This window comes from Blautia faecis, from assembly GCF_020554845.1.
Lineage (GTDB): Bacteria > Bacillota > Clostridia > Lachnospirales > Lachnospiraceae > Blautia_A > Blautia_A faecis.
The window spans coordinates 20694-43636 of the sequence record NZ_JAJCIA010000034.1 but is presented as its reverse complement, the minus strand read 5'-3'; the positions used below and the strand labels follow the sequence as shown (position 1 = coordinate 43636).

The window sequence follows — 22943 nt, the reverse complement described above, 5'->3', positions numbered from 1 at the left end:
AAAGCCGGGGCTAATACTTCAATTATTTTAGGACATTTTCAAAAACGCTTGACACACTAATTTTCAAAAAAATTTGAAAAATTTAAAAAATATATTTTTGTATCTTTTAGGATTCCGGCATAGATTTGTTCTTAGTCCATTTTGGTCTTTTTAACTATTCCAAGGGAACCGCAATCTATAATGAAATCAACCGTTATCCACCTGTGGCTGACGGCTGATACTATTTATACTTTTACACCAGAGAAATGAAATATGACGTACAAAAGAATCAGAGAGCTGCGGGAAGATCATGATCTGACACAGAAATACATGGCTCACTATCTCAATGTGATCCAGCGTACCTACTCACGTTATGAACGAGGGGAAAGAATCATCCCTCCTGATGTCTTATGCAAAATTGCAGACTTCTATAATGTAAGTGTAGATTATCTGCTGGAACGCACAGATACAAAGCAGCCTTATCCTCCCTCACTGCTCTCCAGAAAAACAAAAGACACCTAGCGCACTGTGCCAGGTGTCTTTTGTTTTCTGTCTCAGATTATTTTTTCCTATATGAAAATAAATTTCCTGCTGCCCACAGAATGGTACCTGCAGCAATACATACGTCAGACAGATTAAATACGATCTTACGAATTTCTTTTTTCTTCACATTCAGGCTCACATAATCTGTAACATATCCTTTATTTCGACGGTCTGTGTAGTTGGCCATTCCACCACCCAGGATCATGGCAAGACCGACTCTGCTAAGCTTATTTCCGCCGTGGAGAAGCTGGTGCCAGTATTCCCCTGCCACACAGCCCATACCAGCTGCTGCAAGCTCCTGGCAATTCTCCCTGCCGATTTTTACCTTACCAAGAATCTTATCTTTATTGTGACAGTTCCGAAGGAGCAGTCTGCCTCCCAGTACTTCTTCTTTGCTTCCCTGAAGGCGGGTACTGTCAATATGTTCTTTTATCTTATAATCCAACAGAAAAATTCCGCCGGCAATTGTTAGCGAAAGCATAAATGCAGCCTCCTTATTTACCTGGAAAATCCTGACCACTTTCCTCAGTTTCTGTTGAGACCTTTTCTTCCTCTGTACCTGCCTCATTCTCTGCCTGCTTCTCTTCTGTCTCTTCTACAGGTTCTGCAGTCTCAGTGTCCACCACATCACCCTCAGCTTTCTCCGGTTCCGGAGTCGGGCATACAGAGCCACAATATGGACAAAAGGAGACACTTCTGTCTACAGATTTTCCACATGCCGGACAGATTTTCCGTCCCTTCATCTCCGCTGCTGCATCCTTATATCCATCAATAATATCCAGATGCTGCTCAATCTCTTCGCAGAACCCTTTAAGAGCTTCTTCTACTTCTGCACCTTCTTTGTACTTCTCAAAGATCACATTTCCAATGTCTGCTTTCAGTTTCTGTACCATCTGCTCTTCACTGGAAATCTTGCTTCTGATCTTCTGTGCCTCATAAAGCTGACCGGCTTTTTTTCCAAGATCCTTGGTTGTCCTTGTAATTGTGTCACTTAACTCGTCAAAAAAATCGCGTGCCATAATACCATCTCCCTTTCATATAAAAAGTGTTGTAACTATTCAGTACTTTTACGGCTAAAAGCTGTCTCCTGAACAGCTGCAAAATGATGAAACACCTGTTTCCCTGTCTACTGTGCCATCCCGATCAGGGGAATTTCCTGTCCGCGAAGCAGGATTCTCGGACCGCCTGTACCTTCAATATATTCTCTGGTAATGATCACCTGTCCAATACTGTCATCTTTCGGAATCTCATACATGATATCCAGCATATATTCCTCCAGAATGGCGCGAAGACCTCTGGCTCCAGTGTGTTTCTCCAGTGCCTTGGCCGCAATCGCGTGAAGCGCATCTTCCTCATAGTCCAGCTTCACCTCATCCAGGGCAAGGAGCTTCTGATATTGTTTCAGAATTGCATTCTTCGGTTCCTTCAGAATCTGCACTAACATATCCTCATTCAGTCCGTCCAGTGTATATATAATCGGCAGACGTCCGATAAATTCCGGAATCATACCAAATGCACGGATATCATCTACTGTCACCTTCTCCAGAATATGTGGATCATTGTCATATTTGTCCTTCAGGTCTGCGTAAAAGCCGATAGATGCCTGCTTATTCAGTCTCTCCTTGATAATATTCTCCAGATCCGGGAATGCCCCTCCACAGATAAACAGAATATTTCTGGTATTTACCGTTACCATAGGAACCATGGCATTTTTGCTGTTGGCTCCGACCGGCACCTCTACCTCGCTTCCCTCCAGAAGCTTCAAAAGTCCCTGCTGAACCGCTTCACCGCTTACATCACGCTGATTGGTGTTCTTTTTCTTGGCCAGCTTGTCAATCTCATCAATAAAGACAATCCCATGCTCTGCTTTCTCCACATCATTATCTGCTGCAGCAAGAAGCTTGGAGATCACACTCTCAATATCGTCACCAATATAGCCTGCCTCTGTAAGAGAAGTAGCATCTGCAATAGCCAGCGGCACGTCCAGAAGTCTGGCAAGAGTTTTTACCAGGTAGGTCTTTCCGCATCCGGTAGGTCCGATCATCAGCATATTGGACTTCTCTATCTCAATCTCATCCATAGTGTCTGTAGCCACACGCTTATAATGATTATAGACAGCAACAGACATTACTTTCTTGGCTCTCTCCTGACCAATTACATATTCGTCAAGGCTTGCCTTGATCTTATGTGGTGCCGGGATCTTCTTAAGATCAATCTCTGGCCTGGCATCTTCTTTTTTCTTCTTTACTTTCTTCGGACGAGGAATTGCATCCTGAATACTGCCAAGATTGATCATACTCACATTAGGCATATTAAGAAGATCGTTCAGATTCAGTCCGTTATTCATCTGCTGGGTCATGGTGTCAAAGCTTTTCTGCATACAATCATTACAGATATGTATATTGTTAGGAAGCTCGATCATTTTGCCTGCCTGGCTCTCCGGACGATGACAGAGAAAACAGAATTTCTCATAATCGCTGTCATCTTCGTGATCATCGTTCTTCTCTGTTATATCGCCATCGATGATTTCGTCTTTTTCATCGTCAAAATGTTCAGTCATATAATTATTTCCTTTCCTGCTGCTGTTATCAGGCTAACCAGCAGTCTTTCCTATCTTATGTAAAAATCATTTTTGTTTTCTTATTGTACCATACTTTTCTCTGATTTAGAAATTAACTTTTTATAAAATGTGAAAAGGGGAGCCTTATCAGCTCCCCTTGCATATTACTGATTACCATCCGGTCTTGCACTCAATGTAACAGTTACTGTCGATTCCTCATACTCTCCGTTATTTAACCGTGCCACCTCAATTTCGATTTCTTCACCAGCTGAATAATACTGAAGCTTATCGTTGATATCAGCCTTACTTGAAACCTTCTGGCCATCCAGCTTGGTAATAATATCACTTTTCTGGATTCCGGCATTATCTGCTGCCTCTCCCGGATACACATCCATAACAAATGCACCAGATGGCATATTATACATCTGGATTGCTTCTCTGGAAAGATCGGCGAATTTAACTCCCAGATAGCCAATCTGTGACTCATCTGAAACTTTATCCCTTGTCTTACGATTCATAAGTTCTTCCAGAATGGGCTGTGCCTTGGAAATCGGAATGGCATATCCGGTTCCCTCTATACTGCTTGATGCAATTTTGGCACAGTTAATTCCAATCAATTCTCCCTGCATATTTAAAAGGGCACCACCACTGTTGCCAGGATTAATTGCTGCATCTGTCTGGATCAGCTCCTCATAAGTATTGGAATCGGACTGAACAGTGCGATCCAGGGCACTTACCCAGCCAGATGTTACAGTCTGACCATAACCAAGTGCATTACCAATGGCAACCACCTGCTCACCAACAGCAAGATCATCCGAATTGCCAAGCTGGGCAATTTTAATCTGGCTCATGGTTTCTTCCGGAATGTCACTTTTTTCAACTGCAATCACCGCAAGGTCTGTATCCTCGTCAGTTCCTTTTATCTTTGCGGAAACTGCACCATCAATATTCAAGTCTCCATTTCCATTTATATAATTCTCAGTTTCCTGTTCTGCACTTACCACATCACTTCCGATAAAGCAGACACTCAGTGTAGTAGCGCCCTCCACTACATGATTGTTGGTAGCAATGAGAAGTTCATCATCATTCTCTCCGACAATAATACCAGAACCGCTTCCTGTACTGGGATATTCCATTCCATAGCCGAAAAAGCTGCGAATTTCCTGCATGCTTACTGAAGTGATTGCCACGACTGAGGGCATTGCAGCCTGGGCAACCCCTGCAACGGGACCTTTTTCATTTGCTACGATTTCTGCATTGATGCCTTCGCCTGCATCTGTGCTTTCTTCTGCCGTAGTACTGGCAGATGCTGAAGAAGTAAGTGTCTCTGCAGACCCTACTGCAGTCTGAGTTTCTTTCTTAAAATATTTATCCGACACCATATTCACTGCCTGAAATACCAGACCTGCCACCAGACCAAAAATCACAGCCAGCGTAATAGTATTTCCTGCTTTCCTTCCCAAACCGGAAGATGCTGCCTTATCATTATGAAGTCTGTGATGTCTTCCTTTCTTTTTTTCCTCAGGCTTCTTCTCCTGTTCATCAACCTGATAATGCGCATATCTGGGTTCCGAAGATTGGGACTCAAAACCGCTGTCTTTGGATGAATTTCCGGAAGTATCTGAATTATTGCTGGAAGCGTAATAATTTCCATTGTCTGTGCTTCCTGCACCATCTGAGTTTCTGCTGCTGGTATATCTGTAATGATAAGTTACATTTTCATTCAGTTCATCTTCGGGGGCCGCTGTCTGATCCGATGCAGCCGATCCGGATTCATCTGTATTCTCTGGCTGTTGGGAGCTGCCATCCGTTTTCTCTGGCTCCTGTCCCCAATTCCATTCATCACTCATTTTCTGCTCCCTTCTATGTTCATAAACAGTGCTGCTGTTCACGTTGGAATCTGCAGCATTCTGTAACATTTTCTTTTATTTATGATACAAGTTTAGCAAGCAATTGTGTTGAAAATGTGATAGATTCATTAAGAAAAGGTGACACGAAAAAAAGTGTCACCTTTCATAGCCACAGTCCCTATTCACGAAGTGCATAACTGTAAAAACACTGAACAGTTACTCGTTTTTCCAATATTCACGGTTCATAGTACAAAACAAAATCACCTTTTTCGGCAGCTTTTTATATCTTTTTCCAAGAAAATATCCCATATATTTGAAGCCACTTTGCCCTGCCAGCTTGGGAACCAGCCAGATATGCCCTGTTTTTATAAGATAAGCCAGGCTCTTTTTCACAAGGCGAAGTCCCTCTCCCTCTGATGGTACTCCCTCAAAAATCTCCGGATGATCTGCCTGGGAAACACCCAGATCAAAATTCCGGTGAAACTGCTGTCTGCATGAATAATTGTGTGAATGGATCACACAGGCATCTGCAGCATAGGCAATTCCATATCCCCGCTTTGCCATAGTTCCTGCATAGATCATGTCTTCATTAAAAATAGCTTTTTTTACAAAACCGCCAATTTCCTCATAAATACTTTTCTTATAAGCTGCACACACATTGGAGCAAAAATAAGTTTTTATTCCATATATGCCAGTATCTTTTTCCCATTTTATAGAAGAAGTTTCCGGATAATTAAATCTTCTGGTGTATTTTTCCAGGTAAGCACAGTCCTCCCGAGCCAGCTGTCTTGCGTAGGCAGCTCCAACTTTGGAATTTTCCTGCAGTGGACGGATCAGATTTCCAATCAGATTTCTGTCTGCCGGAACTGCATCCTGAGTCATAAATACCATAATATCTGAATCAGACAGTCTTGCTCCCCGGCATCTGGTTCCACCGTGGTCAAAATCCGCCTTTTTCAAATGTACCACGTCCACTTTTGGAAATTTTTTCTCCCAGGCCGTGTTCCAGAATTTCTCTTCTGTATTCATAACAAGAATTTTTTCCACTGGATAATTCTGTGTGGAAAGAGAATCCAACAACTTCTCAAATTCTTTTCCCGGACGGTATGCAGGAATAATTACGTCAACTGTTTCCATAGTATCTCTCCTCTTTCAGGTTCTGCACGAATAAATATACTTTCGCAATATGGTAACAATGCTGGCAGAGCGCACATCCTTTTCGCGAAAAAGGGACCACTTCCTTTCGGATGGTCCCTTTAAATTTTCAATCATGGAATATTTATCTACTGATCAATATCCGCTTCCATCTTCGAAACCGCCATCGCCGGAGCTGTCTCCACTATAATCTCCGCCGCTGTAGTCTCCTCCATTATCGTAACTGCTTCCAGAATCACTTCCACTGTCATAACTGCCATCGCTATAATCGCCGCTATCGTCTCCACTATAGTCGTTTCCGCTGTCATAGCTATTGTCGTAGCTGTTATCATAGCTGTTGTCGTAGCTGTTATCATAGCTATTGTCGTAATCGCTTCCACCATAATCGTTGTAATCATAGTTTCCGCTTCCGTCACCCTGCCATACAATATCAGAAGAATTTCCTGCTTCATTACTTGCAATCGGAGACTGGTCAACCAAGGTATCTGCACCGCCTACAAGCTCAATGATCCGGGCATTCGCCTCCACGATGTTCTGTGACGGCTGGTAATTCTCATCAGCACCATACAGAAACTTATGAAGTTCCTTTACATTATCCTCCAGCGTGTCTGCAACAACCATGCTGGCCTTCTTCACATCCGCAAATTTGTACTTGGCTGGGAAACCGGTAGTATCTGCAATGTTATACCCCATCAGCGTCGGAATCAGGTTCAGAATCTCAGTCTTCGTGATGGATGTGGAAATCATAGGAAATACCTCGTCCATAATATTGAAAATGGTGGTAATTCCTGCTGCCTTTGCTTTGTCAACCATCATTCCGATCACACGGCGCTGACGCTCAGTACGTCCCATATCCATGCTTGCAGTGTAACGGATACGACAGTAAGAAACTGACTGTACACCATTCAGATGGTATGTTCCAAGGATTTCCTCCTCGTTCTCCGGCTTGGGATCCGGCAGTTCTACTGGCGTGTAGCTTTTGCCGGTCTCCTGGGAAGTTTCTATACAATAGTCATTCATAAACACCATTTCCGCATAGGAAAGAGGAATATCAAGACCGCCAAGTGCATCTATTGCAGCTACCATTGCATTAAAATTAACAGTTACGTAATCCGTAATTTTCAGGTCAAGCATGGTATTCAGCATGGAAATGGCCTGTTCCGGACCACCATATGCGTAAGCAGCATTTGCCTTGGTATAAGTATCATTTCCAATATCCAGAAGAGTATCACGATATACGGAAGCAAGCTTCACCTCTTTGGTATCATTATTAATACTTGCAATGATAATGGTATCACTGTTCTGTGCATCAAGCGCAGCATTCTTGGAACGCTGGTCGATTCCGAAAAGTGCATAAGTTGTATAGCCAGACATCTGTGGTGCTGTCACATTCGTAACAATCTTGCTCTCATCCAGCTGAGGTGTCTCAATCTTGTTCAATCTGGAATCAATCTGTCCATATACATACAATCCGCCAATAAACAGCAAAAGACAGATAATTTCCACAATAAACAAAGCAGTCCTCTTTTTTCTACCAGGTCTTGCCATTTTTCTTTCCTTTCTCAATACGCATTCTTATTAATGAATCCTTTAAAGATCGTCATAAACATTATCTTGATATCAAGCCCTACAGTCCAGTTCTCGATATAGTAAAGATCACACTCAATCCTCTTGCGGATGGAAGTGTCACCTCTGTATCCGTTTACCTGTGCCCATCCGGTCAGCCCGGGTCTTACCTGGTGCTTCACCATATATCTCGGAATCTCTTCACGGAACTTTTCCACAAAAAATGGTCTCTCAGGTCTTGGCCCTACCAGACTCATATCTCCCTTTAAAATATTAAAAAGCTGGGGAAGTTCATCAAGGCTGGTTCTTCGCATAAATCTGCCGATTGCTGTAACCCTGGGATCATTTTTTACTGTCCAGGCTTTCTTCTCCTCTGCCTCCGGCTGAATCTCCATAGAACGGAATTTATACATCCAGAAAGTCTGATTATGGAGACCCACACGTTCCTGACGGTAGATCAGCGGTCCAGGAGAAGTGAGCTTTATCAGCGCACATAGTACCAGCATGATCGGCGACGCCACAATGATTCCAATAATGGAGCCACAGATATCCATTATTCTTTTTATCATGGCATTAAAAGTATTACTAAGAGGAACATACCGGATATTGATCACCGGAAGTCCCAGAATATCCTCTGTATATGGTTTCGTAGGAATAATCTTATTATAATCCGGAATAAATTTTGTATGCACTCCTGATTTCTCACAAAGCGCTACAATCTCCTCCAGTCGGTAATATTCACTTAATCCCAGTGTAATCGCAATCTCGTCAAGCCTGTTCTCCGGCAGGATCACGTTTAGATTGGCAATTCTTCCGATCACCTTGACGCCTTTATACATGGTACCTGCAGTAATATTGTCATCCAGAATGCCTCTTACCACATATCCCCACTGAGGGTTCTGCTGAATGCGGTCAATATACTCTTCTGCTGCCCGGCTGTACCCAACCAGTACTACCTGTTTCTGGTTCAGTCCTTTCTTTCGCATTTTGCGCAGGCTGTAGAAAATGAACATTCTTGCTCCCCAGCTTGCCACAATGCAGATTCCGTAAAACATATACAGTACGGAACGGGAAATATCGCCTTCTTCAATGGTATACAAAATAAATGTAGTGATCAGAATACCAAGAGAATTGGCTTTCACAATATTAGACAGCACAAGACGTCTTCCCTGCATACGCATTGGTTCATACAGCGAAAACGCATGATACAGCAGAATATATGCCGGCAGAATAAATACCAGTGCAGACATATACTGCTGGAAGCTTCTGGCCCGGACTGCATTTGCTGCAAAAGGTCCGATAAATCTCAGCGCCCAGGCAAACATATAAGATAACGTAATTACACAGGCATCTATAACGACATGGAGCCGACTGAAGTTCTTCTGATTATCTTTAATCAATCTCTGCCACCTCTGCCCTTCTTCGCATGTTGCTGGTTCTGTCACTCACAGCAACCTTCACAAACCTGTTCCTGCTGCGCGTTTCATCCACATCTCACGCTTTAAGCACTATCTGGTCTGTGACTTTCTCTATCTTATAATAGATAAAACAGAATTGCAATAAATTCTTCATACATTAATGTGAAAAAAAGTTACGAAATACTAACGAATCACTTCTGCACAAACTTTTTATACCATAAATCTGTAAATTATATTCCACCACAATTCCAGCTGGATTCTTGCATATCTTCCAAGATTTCTCATGTGGAACTTCACTTTTTTATTTCTGTGACTGATCTGGAATCCATTTTTAATTCCAGCCACATACTCCCTGCCCATTCCCTTCTGGAAAAAAAACAGGATCTTCATGCCAAAGCCCGGCACCAGAAAAGGAAGATTCAAAATAATCTGAAGAACTGGCATATTTTTGTAGATCAGATAAATATTATTTCTTGAAGAATATCTGGTCTTAAACTGATTGTATCTGGAGCCGCTTGTTCCGCTGCCCACATGATAGACCAGTGCAGTTGGCACATACCAGTTCTCATATCCAAAGATTCTGGCACGATAGCCCACATCAATATCTTCCAGATATGCAAAATGCTCTTCATCAAAATATCCGATTTTCTCAAAAACCTTCTTACGGTAAATAGCTGCGCCGGCGCATGAAGCAAATATCCGCCCTTCCTTCTCAAAGGAATGAATATCCTTTCCTTTGCCCCGGGCATATGCCCAGCCAAGAGCAGAATAATAATTTCCTGCATCATCCAGTTTATTCCGGTCATGATAACAGATCATCCTTGCACTGCAGGAGAATGCCTTCTTATGACGCTTTATAGCTGCCAGCATTTCTCCCACAAAATTCTTATCTACTTCTGTATCGTTATTCAAAAGGAGCACATAAGGTGTCCGTGATGCATAAATCCCCTCATTTACAGCTCTTGAAAAGCCGAAATTATCTGGCAGCTCCACAATGTGTACCCAGGGAAAGTTCCCCATTACAAAGGCAACGCTTCCATCTGAGGATCCATTGTCCACCAGAATGGTCTCAAAATTCTGAAACGCCTGCTGCTCCAGGCTTGAAAGCACACCCTCCAGATATGCCATCCCATTATAATTGGGAATAATGACTGATACTTCCTGCATAATGTCTTCTTAGTCTTCCTCCTTTTTGCCGGTCATGCCCGGAAGTGGTCTTAAAGAATAATTCCACTTGGTCAGGGAAAGATTCTTATTATAATTGGGATCACCGTTCTTCAGAATATCGATCCAGTTACATCTCATATATTCGATTTCCCGCTGGAAACGTCTGACTTTCACCTCATTGTTCTCTGCTCCGCGGGTCTTGGATTCCATATGGTAAAGCCTTGCATAAGGATCATAAACCACCAGATAACCTGCTTTCGTAGTCTTCAGGCACAGATCCACATCGTTAAAGGCGACTGCAAGTTCTTCTGTGAAGCCGCCCACTTTTTCAAAAGCACTGCGCTTCATCATCATACAGGCTGCAGTTACAGCGCTCATATCCTGTAAAATAGACGCCTTGTGGAGATATCCGGTACGATCCGCAGGCATATCCACAAACATATGACCTGCAATTCCACCAATTCCGATCACACAGCCTGCGTGCTGGATGGTATTGTCCGGATAGATCAGTTTCACACCTACTGCTCCCACTTCTCTTCGCTGACACACACCCAGCATTTCTCCCATCCAGTCCTCTGTAATGACCGTTACATCATTATTTAGAAAAAGGAGATATTCACCTCTGGCATTTTTGACCCCAAAGTTGTTGATCGCGGAATAGTTGAATTCCTTTTTCCAGCAGATCAGATGGATCCTGGGATCCTCTGAAATCTTCCTGTAATAATCAAAAATCTCATCTGTAGTGCTGTTATTCTCCACGATAATGATCTCATAATTGTCGTAGAGTGTGTTCTTCTTAATAGATTCTAGGCATTTCTCCAGAGTTTCCTTCTCGTCTTTATTGGGAATGATAATGGAAACAAGCGGATGTCCCTGTACCGGGTATTTCACTCTGTAAAATCCAAGATCAGGAGTATGGCTTACAGTGCCTTTTACTCCAGTCCTTTCAAGATGTGCCTCGATAGCGCGTTTGCCTGCTTCAAAAGCGTACATCTTACTTGCAGGATTATCAGCAGTAGATGCCTTGTGGGTACGCCAATGGTACAAAATCTCCGGTACATGCACCACTTCCCTGGCTTTTTCCACACAACGGAAAATAAAATCATAGTCCTGTGCTCCGTCAAATTCCCTGCGGAATCCGCCCACTTCTTCTACAAGCTGCCGCCGCACAACAAAAAAGTGACAAATATAGTTATTGGAACGAAGCAGATCAATATTAAAATCTGGCTTCAGGTGCGGCTGAAAATGCTCATCCAGTTCAGCAGTCACCTTATCCTCATCTGTGTATACTGCATCCCCGTGCTCATGCTGGTTCAGTGCATTCACAACCTCGTAAAGAGCATTTGGCGCAAGAAGATCATCATGATCCAGAAGCCCCACAAATTCTCCCTTTGCCATGGCAAATGCAGCATTGGTGTTCTCTGCAATCCCTTTATTCTCAGTGAGCTCCTGCCAGCGTACTCTCCTGTCCCTGCTGCTGTATTCTTCCAGCACTTTTCTCATGGACTGATCTTCCGGACTTCCATTGGCAATGCAAAGCTCCCAGTCCTCATAGGTCTGTGCTTCCAGTGAATCGATCATCTGCCGCAAAAATAATTCCGGAGTACGATAAGCCGGAACTACCACGCTGATAAGAGGTGCGTAAGCAAATTTTTTCTTTCTTTGTTTGTCAAGGACCGTCTGGTCCGGCACATATGCCGCGTACCAGGGACCATAAGGGATCTCCTCCGGCTCAAATCGCTCGTGCAGCCGTATCCAGAACTCCCTGGGACCATAATGCTTCAGATATAAAAGTCCCTTCTGGATCATGTAAGGAGATAATTTTTTGAAGAAACGAGACCACTGGATCCGTCCCTCTGATCCGTTTTTATCGCTCATATTAAAATCCTTTGCTTTTATAATGACCCTATTTTAACATTGAAGAAACAATTTTGCAAGGAAGCTGTAAAAGAAAGGTTGAATTGAACCACATTTTAGGATATGATTATATTTGTATTATATTTTTCTATTTTACAGGAAAAATATACTATATGTTATACTTGCAACAGAATTGTATCTGCACTGTCAGAAAGAGTGTTACGATGTTGTTCTCAGACATCACTGCAGATACCCTTATTTTAATACAGGAGTTCATTATACTATGAAAAAGCGAAAGATAACCTCAGTTTTTCTGGCTCTTGGTCTTTTTGCATCTCTTCTTTTCCAGGTTCCCATATCTGCAGAAGAGGCAGACCAGAGTGCAGCAGTTGAAGCATCAGGTACCATATCTACCAATTCCATTTCCGGATGGCCCCAGGCTTCCGATATTTCTTCTGAAGCGGCTGTAGTCATGGAGAATACCACCAATACCATTCTCTATTCCAAGAATGCAGACGAAGTACTTTTCCCCGGAAGTACAGTCAAGATCATGACCTGTCTTCTGGCTCTTGAGAATACACAGCTCACAGATGAGGTTACCATGACCGCCACCGGAGTTTCTGGTGTCACAGACGGCGGTGCCAGTATTTCCTCACAGGTTGATGAGGTTTTCACTGTAGAGCAGTGCCTGTATGCCATTATGGTTGCCTCTGCCAATGATATTGCACTGCAGATTGCAGAGCATGTAGGCGGTTCTGTAGACGGCTTTGTCCAGCAGATGAATACCAGAGCGCAGGAGCTTGGATGTACCAATACCGTATTCACGAATCCCACCGGACTTCCGGATGACAACCAGCACACTACGGCCCACGACATGGCGCTGATCATGCAGGCCGCCATCCAGAATGAGTCTTTCAGAACCATCGCAGCAGCCACCAGTTACACGATCCCTGCCACCAATAAAGCGGCAGCCCGTAACCTGACCAGCAAATTCACCATGACAGATACTGGCAGCACCGGATTTTACGAAGGATGTATCGGCGGTAAGGAAGGTTATACGGAAGCCTCTGGAAGTACACTGGTATGTGCAGCCCAGCGAAATGGCATGACTCTGATCAGCGTAGTCCTGAAAGGTGCTTCCGGTCAGACAGCTCCTGATGCAGCCTCTATTCTCAATTATGGATTCGATCAGTTTGTAACTTTATCCCTTGGAGACAGCGATTTCAGCATTATCTCCGGCGGTGATGTAGTAGTTCCAGCCGGCACCGGTGCCGATAGCCTTACCACAGAAGATTCCCAGAACGGCGACCAGATTGACCGCACCTACCTTTTTAACGGCACTTCTGTGGGATCTGCAGTCCTTGAAGTTGTTCAGTCTGATGATACTGCCTCCGTCCAGGAAGGTCAGCAGCACATGCAGGCGGCCAAGGACTACTCCGATAATCACACTGAAATTCCGTATTTTGTAATTGCCGGTGTATTCTTACTTCTTCTGATTCTTTTGATCTGGAGGATCGTGAAAATTGTAAAATCCTAATAAAAAACCCAGTCGGGACAGGGTATCTTCCTCTCCCGACTGGGTTTTTATCTTAGTTCTGCATCAAACTATTTCATCCTTCTTCTCATACGCCATCCTGAATGCACAATCCCCTCTCACAATACTCAGATTCGGATTGTAATACGGATCACCTTTTTTCAGAAAATCTCTGTAACGTTCCCGGAAATGATCCACCTCTTTCTGAAGACGCGCCTTCTTCTCCGGTGTATTCTCCAGTCCACGTGACTTAGATTCATAATGGTACAGGCATGCCTCCGGAGTAAATACGACCAGTTTACCAAGTGCCCTTGCCCTAAGACAGAAATCAATATCATTCAGTCCCACTGCAAAGCTTTCATCCAGACCATGAAGCTCCTCAAAAACGCTTCGCTTCACCATCAGACAGGCACCTGTTACTGCGCTCTCATCCTGTGTAGTTGCCAGTCTCCACAAATATCCTGTGGCATATCTGTCATATCCGGTAAGAATATGTCCTGCAAAACCTGCGATTCCTACCACGACACCAGCATGCTGAACCGTATTATCCGGGTAAAGGAGCTTGGCACCTACAATGCCCACATCCTCTCTCTGGCAATAGCCCATCATGTTCTCCAGCCACTCTGGAGTAATAACCTCTGTATCATTATTCAACAGAAGTAAATAATCTCCATCCGCATATTTTGCACCAAAATTGTTGATTGCTGAATAGTTGAAGGGACCATCCCATGTAACCACTTTTGCCTGAGGATACCGCTTCTCAAGTTCCTCATAATAGTGGAAGGTCTCTTCCTTCTCACTGTTATTCTCAATTACGATAATCTGGATATTTTTCCAGGTGCTCTTCTCCAGAATGGAAGTCACACATTTATTCAGATCCTCTGTATGATCCTTATTCGGAATCAGAATGGATACCTTCGGGTCACCCTCTATAACAAAATGGGTTCTGAAAACGACCGGGCATCCAGTGTATTCCACCTCTGCCTTAATTCCCATGCGCTCATAATGCCCTGCAAGTGCCTTTTCTCCTGCGATCACTGCATATGGCTTGTCATCCGGATTTCCCGCTGTGGAACCCTCATGGCTTCTCCAGTGATACAGAATTTTGGGAATATGGCGGATTTTCTCACTGTCTGTATGCTCCGTGCAGCGAAGCAGAAAATCAAAGTCCTGAGAACCGTCATATTCTGGCCGCAGAAGCCCTGTTCGGTCGAGAAGCGTTCTCTTTACAACCACCAGATGGCAGATATAATTTACGCAGCACAGATAATCAGGGTTAAAATCTGGCTTAAAATGAGGGAAAAGCCGATTTCCTCTTATATCAATAATATCCTCATCAGAATAAATAAGATCCGCCTCCGGATGCTGTGAGATCTCCTTTGCCATCTGATAAAAAGCTTCCTCTGCCAGGGTATCATCATGATCTGCAAATGCAATATAATTTCCAGTGGCAATTCCAATAGCAGCATTTGTATTGTCTGAAATCTGCAGCTGTTTGTCATTGAAAACAACTTTGATCCTTGGATCCTTTTTCTGATACTCTTCCAGAATACTGCGGATTGGAGAATCTGCTCCGCTTCCATCTGAAAGACAAAGTTCCCAGTTGCTGTATGTCTGCGCCAGCACAGAATCCACAAGAGCCTTCAAAAGATACTTATCCGTCTTATAGAGAGGAACCACAAGGCTAAACTTAATGTTCTCCTGAAAAACAGTCTTTCTCTGCTGATTCAGTTCTTTCTTAGTAACCCTGTTCTCCTTCAGCCAGGTCTGGTAAAGACCGTCTCCCTTGCTCAACGCTTCCAGCTTGATCAGAGACTTCCGGATCACAGTATGAATACCATTGGAACGATAATTCTCCATTGCCTTTTTCGAATAAAGGCTGGCTTTTGCCTTAAAGCGTTCGCCCTTTGAAATACCAATCTGGTAGACTGCCTTTTTTCCGTTCTCATCCTTTGCAACAAGATAAGCCTTCTTTCCAGATACATTTTCTGCCTGGATATGGAATCCGCAATCCTTATTCACTTCGCATTCCCGAAACATTTCAGCCACGTCCATTCGGGTATTCCGCTTCAGGGTTATTTTCACAGGCTTTTTATTTTCGTCATATACCTGCAGGGAAACAGGTGTAGTTCCTACTGCCCAGCCGGCAAGTATCACCTTCTTCTGCTCTCTGACTATAGATTCCCCATCAACAAAAAGCTGAGGTTTTCCCTGTTTTCTCATAAGATCCGGAGTTTTCATCTTATACCAGAGGAAACGCTCCTTTCCGTTAACAGCGTATACCTCAAGTTTTTTGTAATTCTGCAGATTTTCAGGCAGGGTAACTAGTACCTCCACCCATTTGCCTCCTGGATTTTTCGTCTCCACAGCCCTCATAAATCCGGTCATCACAGTAATCAGGTTTGCCTCAGAAGGAAGGCGGATACCATCCAGATAACACTCTATATCTGCTTCCTTTGAAACCCTTCCTGTGATCATATATTTGCAATTATCATTCAAAAGAAACCGTTCTTTTTCAACCAGCATTACCTTTTGATTCATTCTACTTTCCTTTCTTTGCAGAAGATTCCCGACCATTTTTCAGACGGTCCACTGCTTCTCTCGCCCGCTCTCCAAGCACTCCTTTAAGACTGTGGCTTCTCACCTCAAGGGCACGGATCTCATTCAGCATATCTTCTTTTGCCTCATCAATCTCCAGGTTCAGTGTAAGATTCTTAGCACCTTCCGGAACCTCTATATCTACAATGCAGGGATCAAACCGTGAAAGGAAGGCCCAGCTGCCGCAGATTGTTCCATCGGGTGTCAGAACCCCATCCATGGAAGCAGGCATCCTGTCAAAGCGGATTGCTGCAAGATGTACCGTACACGGATGATCACCTGGATCAATTCTTATAAACCTGCAGCTTTTCGGCAGATTCAAGGTGCATTTTACCTTTCCGGCCATAATAGGCCTTTTTACAGAACTTGCTTCGGAATACATACCTCTTTGTTCCGCGAAATATACCTGCAGCGGTCCCAGATTACTCAGGGACAAATATTCCACCCCTGGAGTCATTGTGGCATACATCTCCCTCATAGGAACATGCGTGCCTGTGATATATACCTGAAAACCGCTTTCCATTCTGGAAAAACTGGTTCTCATCACTTCTGAAATACCAAATTTCTCATAAAATCCGGCTGCATTCAGCACTTCACGCACTTTATGCGTCTGTATATAGTAATGGATGATCCGATACAGTACAAATTCACAGGGAACAGGAAACTCAAATGTCCATTCATAGTCCAGAAGTGTATATGGACGGGTCATTACAACATTGTCACAGATCATATCAATATTCGTAACATCTGTACATGTCAGTCCGCCAGGCATAGGCACATCACCGAAAACATTTTTGAATTCCTCAGTTATTGTGAACGGCTTTTTGCTGTGAAGCTTCTGTACGTTTTCCAGATATTCCGTAAAAATTTTCTCAGCTTTTTCCTTTTCTCCCTTTCCCAGCAGATCATCCAGATATTCTGCAAGATTCTCCTGTTCCAGATACTCAAAATAAGCACAGTCTTCGCCTATCTCGCACTTGTTGCTCAGAAACGGAACTTCCCCATACATCTGATCAAGCTTCTGATTCCATTTTTTCATGCGAAGAACATGTTCTTTTCCTTCCGGATACAGCCATTTTTTCTCCAGCCATCTTTTCCCATCTTCTTCCACAATGTCAGTGCGAATTGCGAAGGAACGGCTTCTTTCATTGGAATATTTACTGAAAATAATCTCTTTCATTTGTTTTCCTTCCTTTCCACAATCACCAGGAATGAATTGGAAAATTCCTGAAAAAGTCCTGCATCAGTGAGGGAATCGTATACTTTTCCCTCATTGAACAATTGTATTCTGTTACGGTCAAAATTGCAGAAATTATCCCGAAGCTCGCCTTTCTTCGGCAGACGCTTGTCTGAATAAATAGTCATCGGGAATTTATAATCCGGATATGGATAATAGAAAGTGGTCTTAAATTCACCAGCCTGGTCAATAATATCAGACAGTTCCTTTCTGGAAAAAGTCCGCACACTTCTGGTATCCGGATAGTTCTCCAGTCCTTCAAAATATTTTCCCACATGATCTTCGGTGCAGCCGGCCCAGTATTTCAGGCCAAGTCGGTTCTCAATCGCGATCACGATTCTGCCTCCCAGTGCCAGATGGCGGGCAATGCGTCGGAGCATTTCCACATAAGGCTGTGCTGTCCCGATATAGCCCTGGGAATATTCAAACACACCGATCAGGGTAATGTAATCATATTTCTCAGTAAGGCTACTCTCCACATCCTGAAAATTTCCTACCATAATTTTCACATTATCACATTCGCGATTTCGATATGCATTGATGGTGCTGCGCATTTTTGACAGATCGATACAGGTGACACTTTTGGCTTTTCGCGCGAGAACTCCTGTGATCGGTCCACATCCGGACCCGATTTCCAGAACCTTCTGTTCTTTTGTGATAGGAAGCCACTCCAGAATATTCTGGCGAATATGTGAAAAATGATAAAGGACCGGCCAGCTGTTTCGCTCATAGATCAACTGGTTTAGTTCCTTCTCCTGATAATTTTTCGCAATTTCCAGAAGTTCTTCTTCCACAGGACCATCACTGTACAGATCCTCGCCTGGGTAATATTCATAATCTAATGTTACGTTTCCGATTTTTTCCTGCATATTTTATTATTCCTCTATCCACACTTTGGAATTCATATCGTAGAATCCAACTGTATTTTTGGAAGAAACCACAGTTATGTTGCATGCATCATATAAACGATGGAATACGGTAAAATCTCCATTCCGATAGCCGGTACAGCCAAAGGAGAGAAGATATTCCCCACCCTGCATATCCATTTTCTGCTCAAAAACCACTACACACTCATCCCCTGCGTCTGTGTGTTCCACATTCACACCTTCATACATAGTGTTGGTTCCTGTGATCTCAGTTCCCTGAATATTCTTGAATGTGAAAGCCATAATAGGCTGCTGAATGCTTTCATGAAAATGAATGCGCATTTTAATCTGAAATTTAGACCCCTTCTCGATCGTGTTGGTCTGAAGGCTCTTGGAATCCATTACAACGAAGTCTGTGATCTCAGCCTGTTTTTCCCCATACTCCAATGTGTTCGGGTTCACAAGGAATCCCTGTTTCCAGTCTTCTTTCTTTGTCTCTGAGCCTTCTGCCTGTTTCACCGGATCCTGATGTACCAAAAGCTGCTTATACATGTCTACCATAGCTTTAGGCGTGCCCTCGTCCAGCATGACACCCTGATTCAAAAGAATAACACGATCGCAGTATTTGGAAATGCTTCCCAGGTCGTGACTTACAAACAAAATAGTTTTGCCCTGTTTCTTAAATTCCTCGAACTTATGATAGCATTTCGCCTGAAAAAATACATCACCTACAGAAAGTGCTTCATCCACTACCAGGATCTCCGGATCTATGTTGATAGCCACAGCAAAGGCCAGGCGTACAAACATACCACTGGAGTAGGTCTTTACCGGCTGATGGATAAAATCACCAATATCAGCAAAACTGAGGATTTCATCCAGCCTTGCGTTGATTTCTTCTTCGGAAAAACCTAACATGGTACCATTCAGGAAAATATTTTCCATACCAGAATATTCCGGATTAAATCCGGCTCCCAGTTCCAGAAGAGCCGAAATTCTTCCATTTACGGTTACGGTTCCGGCTGTAGGAGCCAGTACACCGGTAATAATTTTCAGAATAGTGGATTTTCCGGAGCCGTTTGTTCCAATAATACCAACGCATTCTCCTTCTCCAATATCAAAACTAACATCCTTAAGTGCATAATGCTCTTTATACAGCTTCTTACGACTAAGCCCCAGAGAATCCTTCAGGCGGTCCAGTGGTCTGTTATAGAGCTTATACATCTTGGACAAATTTCTTATTTCAATGGCGTTTTTACTTTCCACGTTGTTTCCTTTCTTTTCTATCCGCTTTGTAACTGCTCAGTTCCTCTACAGTTCTGTACTTCATCGAACATGCCTTCTTCGCTGAATACATTTCGATTCATAACTGCTTTTCTCCTATTTACAGAACATCTGCAAAATGAACCCGAAGCCGCTTAAAGATCCAGTTTCCAAACAGGAAGCAGCAAATGGCAAATATCCAGAAATATAATGTCCAGACTGGTCTTTCGAAGAACCAGCGCTTGATAATAAATGCGTCACGATATCCTGATACAATATAAAATACAGGATTCAGCTGAAGAATTTTGTATAGAAGGCTGTTGGCACCGATCATGCTCTCTGACACCCACATAATAGGAGTCAACCATACTCCAACCTGTAATCCGATACCAATAATCTGGTTCAGATCGCGGAAAAGGACTGCTATTGCACTGGTAGCATAGCAAAGTCCCAGAACAAGGAAAAAGACGCATGCACTATAATACAATATCTGAAGGTAGTACCAGTCTGGAAATCTTCCGTTACATATATAAAGAATAATTGCCAGAAGTACAAAAAAGCCATGTACAAATAAAGCAGAAATTATTTTTACCACCGGAAGGACGCTAATGTTGAATACTACCTTTTTTACAAGGTAATTGTATTCCAGAAGCGAATTGGTACCTCCGGAAAGCGCATCAGAAAAGAAAAACCAGGGCACAATACCAGCTACCAGATAAAGCACAAAAGGGACTCCCAGTTCATCTGTGTTGGACCGGAACCCCACTGAAAATACAAACCAGTATACCAGAATTGTTACCACCGGCTGAACGAAAGCCCAGAAGGTTCCAAAATAAGAACCTGCATATCGGGTCTTGAAATCATTTTTTGCCAGTTTCATAACCAGCCGGCGGTTTTTATATAAATCCGCCGGCAGGGAAAAAATAGACTTAAGCATTTACAGTCTCCTATCTGTTAAGTTCCTTAAAGCTGCCCCATTTCTGATCCTTGTCAGAGAAGATCAGCTCCATACCTTCCGGAATCGGCCACTGTACATTGATGTCCGGATCATTCCAGATCAGACCGCCCTCATCGTTTGGATGATAAAAATCGGAGCATTTATAAGTAAACTCCGCATTCTCAGAAAGAACCAGGAAGCCATGTGCAAATCCTTTCGGAATAAAAAACTGTTTCTTATTCTCTGCTGAAAGAACAACTCCGTACCATTTTCCATAAGTTTTGGAGCCCTCTCTTAAATCTACAGCCACATCAAACACTTCTCCGTTTACTACGCGGACAAGTTTGTCCTGTGGATAATGAAGCTGGAAATGGAGACCGCGAAGAACACCATAACGTGAGCTGGACTGATTATCCTGTACGAATTCTACGTCAATTCCTGCCTCTTTGAAGTCATTGTAATTGTAAGTCTCCATAAAATAACCTCTGGAATCTCCAAATACGGTTGGCTCAATTACTTTTAATCCTTCAATATCATCACAATTTGTTACTTTAATTTTTCCCATTTTCTTTTCTCCTTATTTATCTTTCATTTTATATTCAGTCAAATTTACAGTCTTATCGACTTCTTAAAGCATGTTTGAAAAAGTTTTTCTGCAAGATGTGTGTCACAATTTATGGGAGATTTTTCAAACACGCTCTAATATACATGATTCCGTCTGATAAATCAAGATTATTGGTTGCGGTTACTGTTCATCCAATCTGTACTGTTTGGTACATACACCATTTTTGTTAAATACGGAAACGAGTCCATCTGCACTGGTCAGGCTCACGTTCTGCGCACGTACTCCTGCGCCGGCACCCGTTCCGCGGTAGAAATAATATTTTTTTCCTTTGATGGTGTACCAGCCCTTATAAGCCTTTCCATTTTTTCCAAAATAGTAAGTATTCTTCCTGCCATTCTCTGTGAGGGTGATAAACTTGTTCTTTGCACGGTAACCTTTACTTCCAAAATAGTAAATGCTGCCGTTAGCTGCTACATATTTGTAATTCTTTTCCATAGCAAAGGATGTAGTGCTAAAATAATAATATTTCCTGCCCACCTTGCGCATACCTGTCAGGGCTTTGCCATCTGCTCCGAAATAGTAGGTCTTGCCTTTCTTTGTCACAACTTTATTTTCTACACGTACACCGTTTTTGTCCACGTAATAAGCAGTGCTGTCTTTCTTGATCAGCTTGCTTTTATATAAGTGTCCGTCTACGGAACTAAAGCAGTAATACTTGCCATCAATTTCCAGCCAGCCTTTGGCCTTTTTATCATTTGTGTAGTAATATTTTCTGCTTTTAACAGTGGTCCAGCCATTCTTGTGAAGCTTGGGATCTGAATATAACGGCTGTTTTGCAGGGGTATAGCCTTCCTGAGAATTCCATCTGGGAACAATCTTGGTTGTATAATCTACATAGCCAAAGTTCAGATCCACATTGTTCTCTTTGGGAACTCCACTGATCAGCTTCTTGGTACTGATCATACCTGGAACTTCATCACCAGCTGTGCACTGCCAGATGGTGTATTTGTATTTGCTGGCGCTCGGTGCAAGAATTGTATCTCCGTAGCTTGCAATCCAGACATCCAGACCGGAGCCTTCCAGAACATTCCAGTCTACAAAATTATTATACCAATTCAGATTCATGTAGAGAATTGGTGTATATCCTGCCTTGCGAATCTCATCACAGAATGTGAGAGCTATCTGGGAAATTTCCTTTCTAGTCAAGGTTCCCAATGTAGCTTCATCTTCCAGGTCAAAAGCTACCGGATAGGAAACCTTATGTCCCTGCATCTGACGAATGGCCAGCTGCGCTTCAGCAAGTGCTTCTTTGTTTGTCTTGGCAAGACTGTATACATAAGTTCCTACCGGCACATCTGCTGCTTCTGCCTCAGTCATATTATAGGCATAATAATCATCCAGATGTCTGGTTCCATAGGAAATACGCACAAAGGCAAAATCCAGATCTTTCTTGGCTTCCTTCCAATTGATCTTTCCCTGCCATTCTGAGACATCCATACCTCTGGTAATGGCTCCTTCTACTTTCTTTCCACTTCCATTGTAGCAGACTCCGTCAATTTTGTGCCATGCCTTTGAGCTTGTCTTGGAAGAGGAATCTCCTACACTTGGTGCCAGATGCGCATCTGGTGAAACATTTTCAATATTATATGGCTTATTTCCTGCATTGGCACTTACATCTGCAGTTGGTCCTGCAATTATTGCAGTTCCAAGCATAGCTGTAAATAAACCGGCAGACAGCCATTTTTTCCATTTTCCCATATCTCCTCCTGATAAACAGTTTCAGGTTACGTTCCTTACCGGACCAGTAGTGTTTACCGTTTTCCCTTATTCGCTTGTTTCTTACAAGATGTT

Annotated in this window: 19 protein-coding genes; 2 read left to right on the top strand and 17 right to left on the bottom strand. The window is 43.0% G+C overall.

Annotated features, from left to right (window positions below):
- The first annotated feature begins 252 nt into the window (after positions 1-252).
- Complete coding sequence (locus tag LIZ66_RS14690) at positions 253-501, top strand: helix-turn-helix domain-containing protein (RefSeq protein WP_118579639.1); 249 nt, start codon at positions 253-255, stop codon at positions 499-501.
- 37 nt (positions 502-538) lie between these two features.
- Here LIZ66_RS14690 and LIZ66_RS14685 read toward each other — a convergent pair whose 3' ends face one another.
- From LIZ66_RS14685 to LIZ66_RS14645, 9 genes are all read right to left on the bottom strand, one after another.
- The gene (locus LIZ66_RS14685; RefSeq protein WP_178090597.1) at positions 539-1003 is read right to left on the bottom strand and encodes a signal peptidase II; all 465 of its coding nucleotides are present in this window, start codon (positions 1001-1003) and stop codon (positions 539-541) included.
- A gap of 13 nt (positions 1004-1016) precedes the next feature.
- Positions 1017-1541, bottom strand: coding sequence for a zinc ribbon domain-containing protein (locus tag LIZ66_RS14680; protein WP_148461720.1), 525 nt, complete (start codon positions 1539-1541; stop codon positions 1017-1019).
- Between the two features lie 107 nt (positions 1542-1648).
- Entirely contained in the window at positions 1649-3082 is a 1434-nt protein-coding gene (gene clpX / locus LIZ66_RS14675; RefSeq protein WP_118579648.1) for an ATP-dependent Clp protease ATP-binding subunit ClpX, read from the bottom strand.
- Between the two features lie 164 nt (positions 3083-3246).
- A complete protein-coding gene (locus LIZ66_RS14670) occupies positions 3247-4932 on the bottom strand; it encodes a S1C family serine protease (RefSeq protein ID WP_173734900.1) in 1686 nt (561 codons plus the stop codon).
- A gap of 216 nt (positions 4933-5148) precedes the next feature.
- A complete protein-coding gene (locus LIZ66_RS14665; RefSeq protein ID WP_118579651.1) occupies positions 5149-6069 on the bottom strand; it encodes a glycosyltransferase family 2 protein in 921 nt (306 codons plus the stop codon).
- Between the two features lie 153 nt (positions 6070-6222).
- The gene (locus LIZ66_RS14660; RefSeq protein WP_118579654.1) at positions 6223-7635 is read right to left on the bottom strand and encodes an LCP family protein; all 1413 of its coding nucleotides are present in this window, start codon (positions 7633-7635) and stop codon (positions 6223-6225) included.
- A gap of 14 nt (positions 7636-7649) precedes the next feature.
- Positions 7650-9053: an undecaprenyl-phosphate glucose phosphotransferase gene (locus LIZ66_RS14655; protein ID WP_173734901.1), complete on the bottom strand. Its 1404-nt coding sequence runs from the start codon at positions 9051-9053 to the stop codon at positions 7650-7652.
- Between the two features lie 228 nt (positions 9054-9281).
- On the bottom strand, positions 9282-10238 hold the full coding sequence (locus tag LIZ66_RS14650) for a glycosyltransferase family 2 protein (RefSeq protein WP_195699133.1): 957 nt from the start codon (positions 10236-10238) through the stop codon (positions 9282-9284).
- Between the two features lie 9 nt (positions 10239-10247).
- Entirely contained in the window at positions 10248-12116 is a 1869-nt protein-coding gene (locus tag LIZ66_RS14645; protein ID WP_195590142.1) for a glycosyltransferase family 2 protein, read from the bottom strand.
- A 262-nt stretch (positions 12117-12378) separates the two neighbouring features.
- Here LIZ66_RS14645 and LIZ66_RS14640 point away from each other — a divergent pair, with 262 nt between their 5' ends.
- A complete protein-coding gene (locus LIZ66_RS14640) occupies positions 12379-13632 on the top strand; it encodes a D-alanyl-D-alanine carboxypeptidase family protein (protein WP_118579657.1) in 1254 nt (417 codons plus the stop codon).
- Between the two features lie 63 nt (positions 13633-13695).
- Here LIZ66_RS14640 and LIZ66_RS14635 read toward each other — a convergent pair whose 3' ends face one another.
- From LIZ66_RS14635 to LIZ66_RS14605, 8 genes are all read right to left on the bottom strand, one after another.
- Positions 13696-16170 carry a glycosyltransferase family 2 protein gene (locus LIZ66_RS14635; RefSeq protein ID WP_227200954.1) on the bottom strand — a complete coding sequence of 825 codons (2475 nt, stop codon included), beginning with the start codon at positions 16168-16170 and terminating at the stop codon, positions 13696-13698.
- Between the two features lies 1 nt (position 16171).
- Complete coding sequence (locus LIZ66_RS14630) at positions 16172-17407, bottom strand: hypothetical protein (RefSeq protein WP_173734903.1); 1236 nt, start codon at positions 17405-17407, stop codon at positions 16172-16174.
- Complete coding sequence (locus LIZ66_RS14625) at positions 17404-18333, bottom strand: class I SAM-dependent DNA methyltransferase (protein WP_148461728.1); 930 nt, start codon at positions 18331-18333, stop codon at positions 17404-17406. The genes LIZ66_RS14630 and LIZ66_RS14625 overlap by 4 nt, the downstream gene beginning before the upstream one ends.
- Positions 18334-18339: 6 nt before the next feature.
- Positions 18340-19593: an ABC transporter ATP-binding protein gene (locus LIZ66_RS14620; RefSeq protein WP_226837934.1), complete on the bottom strand. Its 1254-nt coding sequence runs from the start codon at positions 19591-19593 to the stop codon at positions 18340-18342.
- Between the two features lie 118 nt (positions 19594-19711).
- Entirely contained in the window at positions 19712-20527 is an 816-nt protein-coding gene (locus tag LIZ66_RS14615) for an ABC transporter permease (RefSeq protein ID WP_173773102.1), read from the bottom strand.
- Between the two features lie 10 nt (positions 20528-20537).
- Positions 20538-21092, bottom strand: coding sequence for a dTDP-4-dehydrorhamnose 3,5-epimerase (gene rfbC, locus LIZ66_RS14610; RefSeq protein WP_118579668.1), 555 nt, complete (start codon positions 21090-21092; stop codon positions 20538-20540).
- A 44-nt stretch (positions 21093-21136) separates the two neighbouring features.
- A complete protein-coding gene (locus tag LIZ66_RS20130; protein ID WP_368370244.1) occupies positions 21137-21223 on the bottom strand; it encodes a DUF6783 domain-containing protein in 87 nt (28 codons plus the stop codon).
- A gap of 49 nt (positions 21224-21272) precedes the next feature.
- Positions 21273-22850: a GH25 family lysozyme gene (locus tag LIZ66_RS14605; protein WP_227200953.1), complete on the bottom strand. Its 1578-nt coding sequence runs from the start codon at positions 22848-22850 to the stop codon at positions 21273-21275.
- Positions 22851-22943 lie beyond the last annotated feature (93 nt).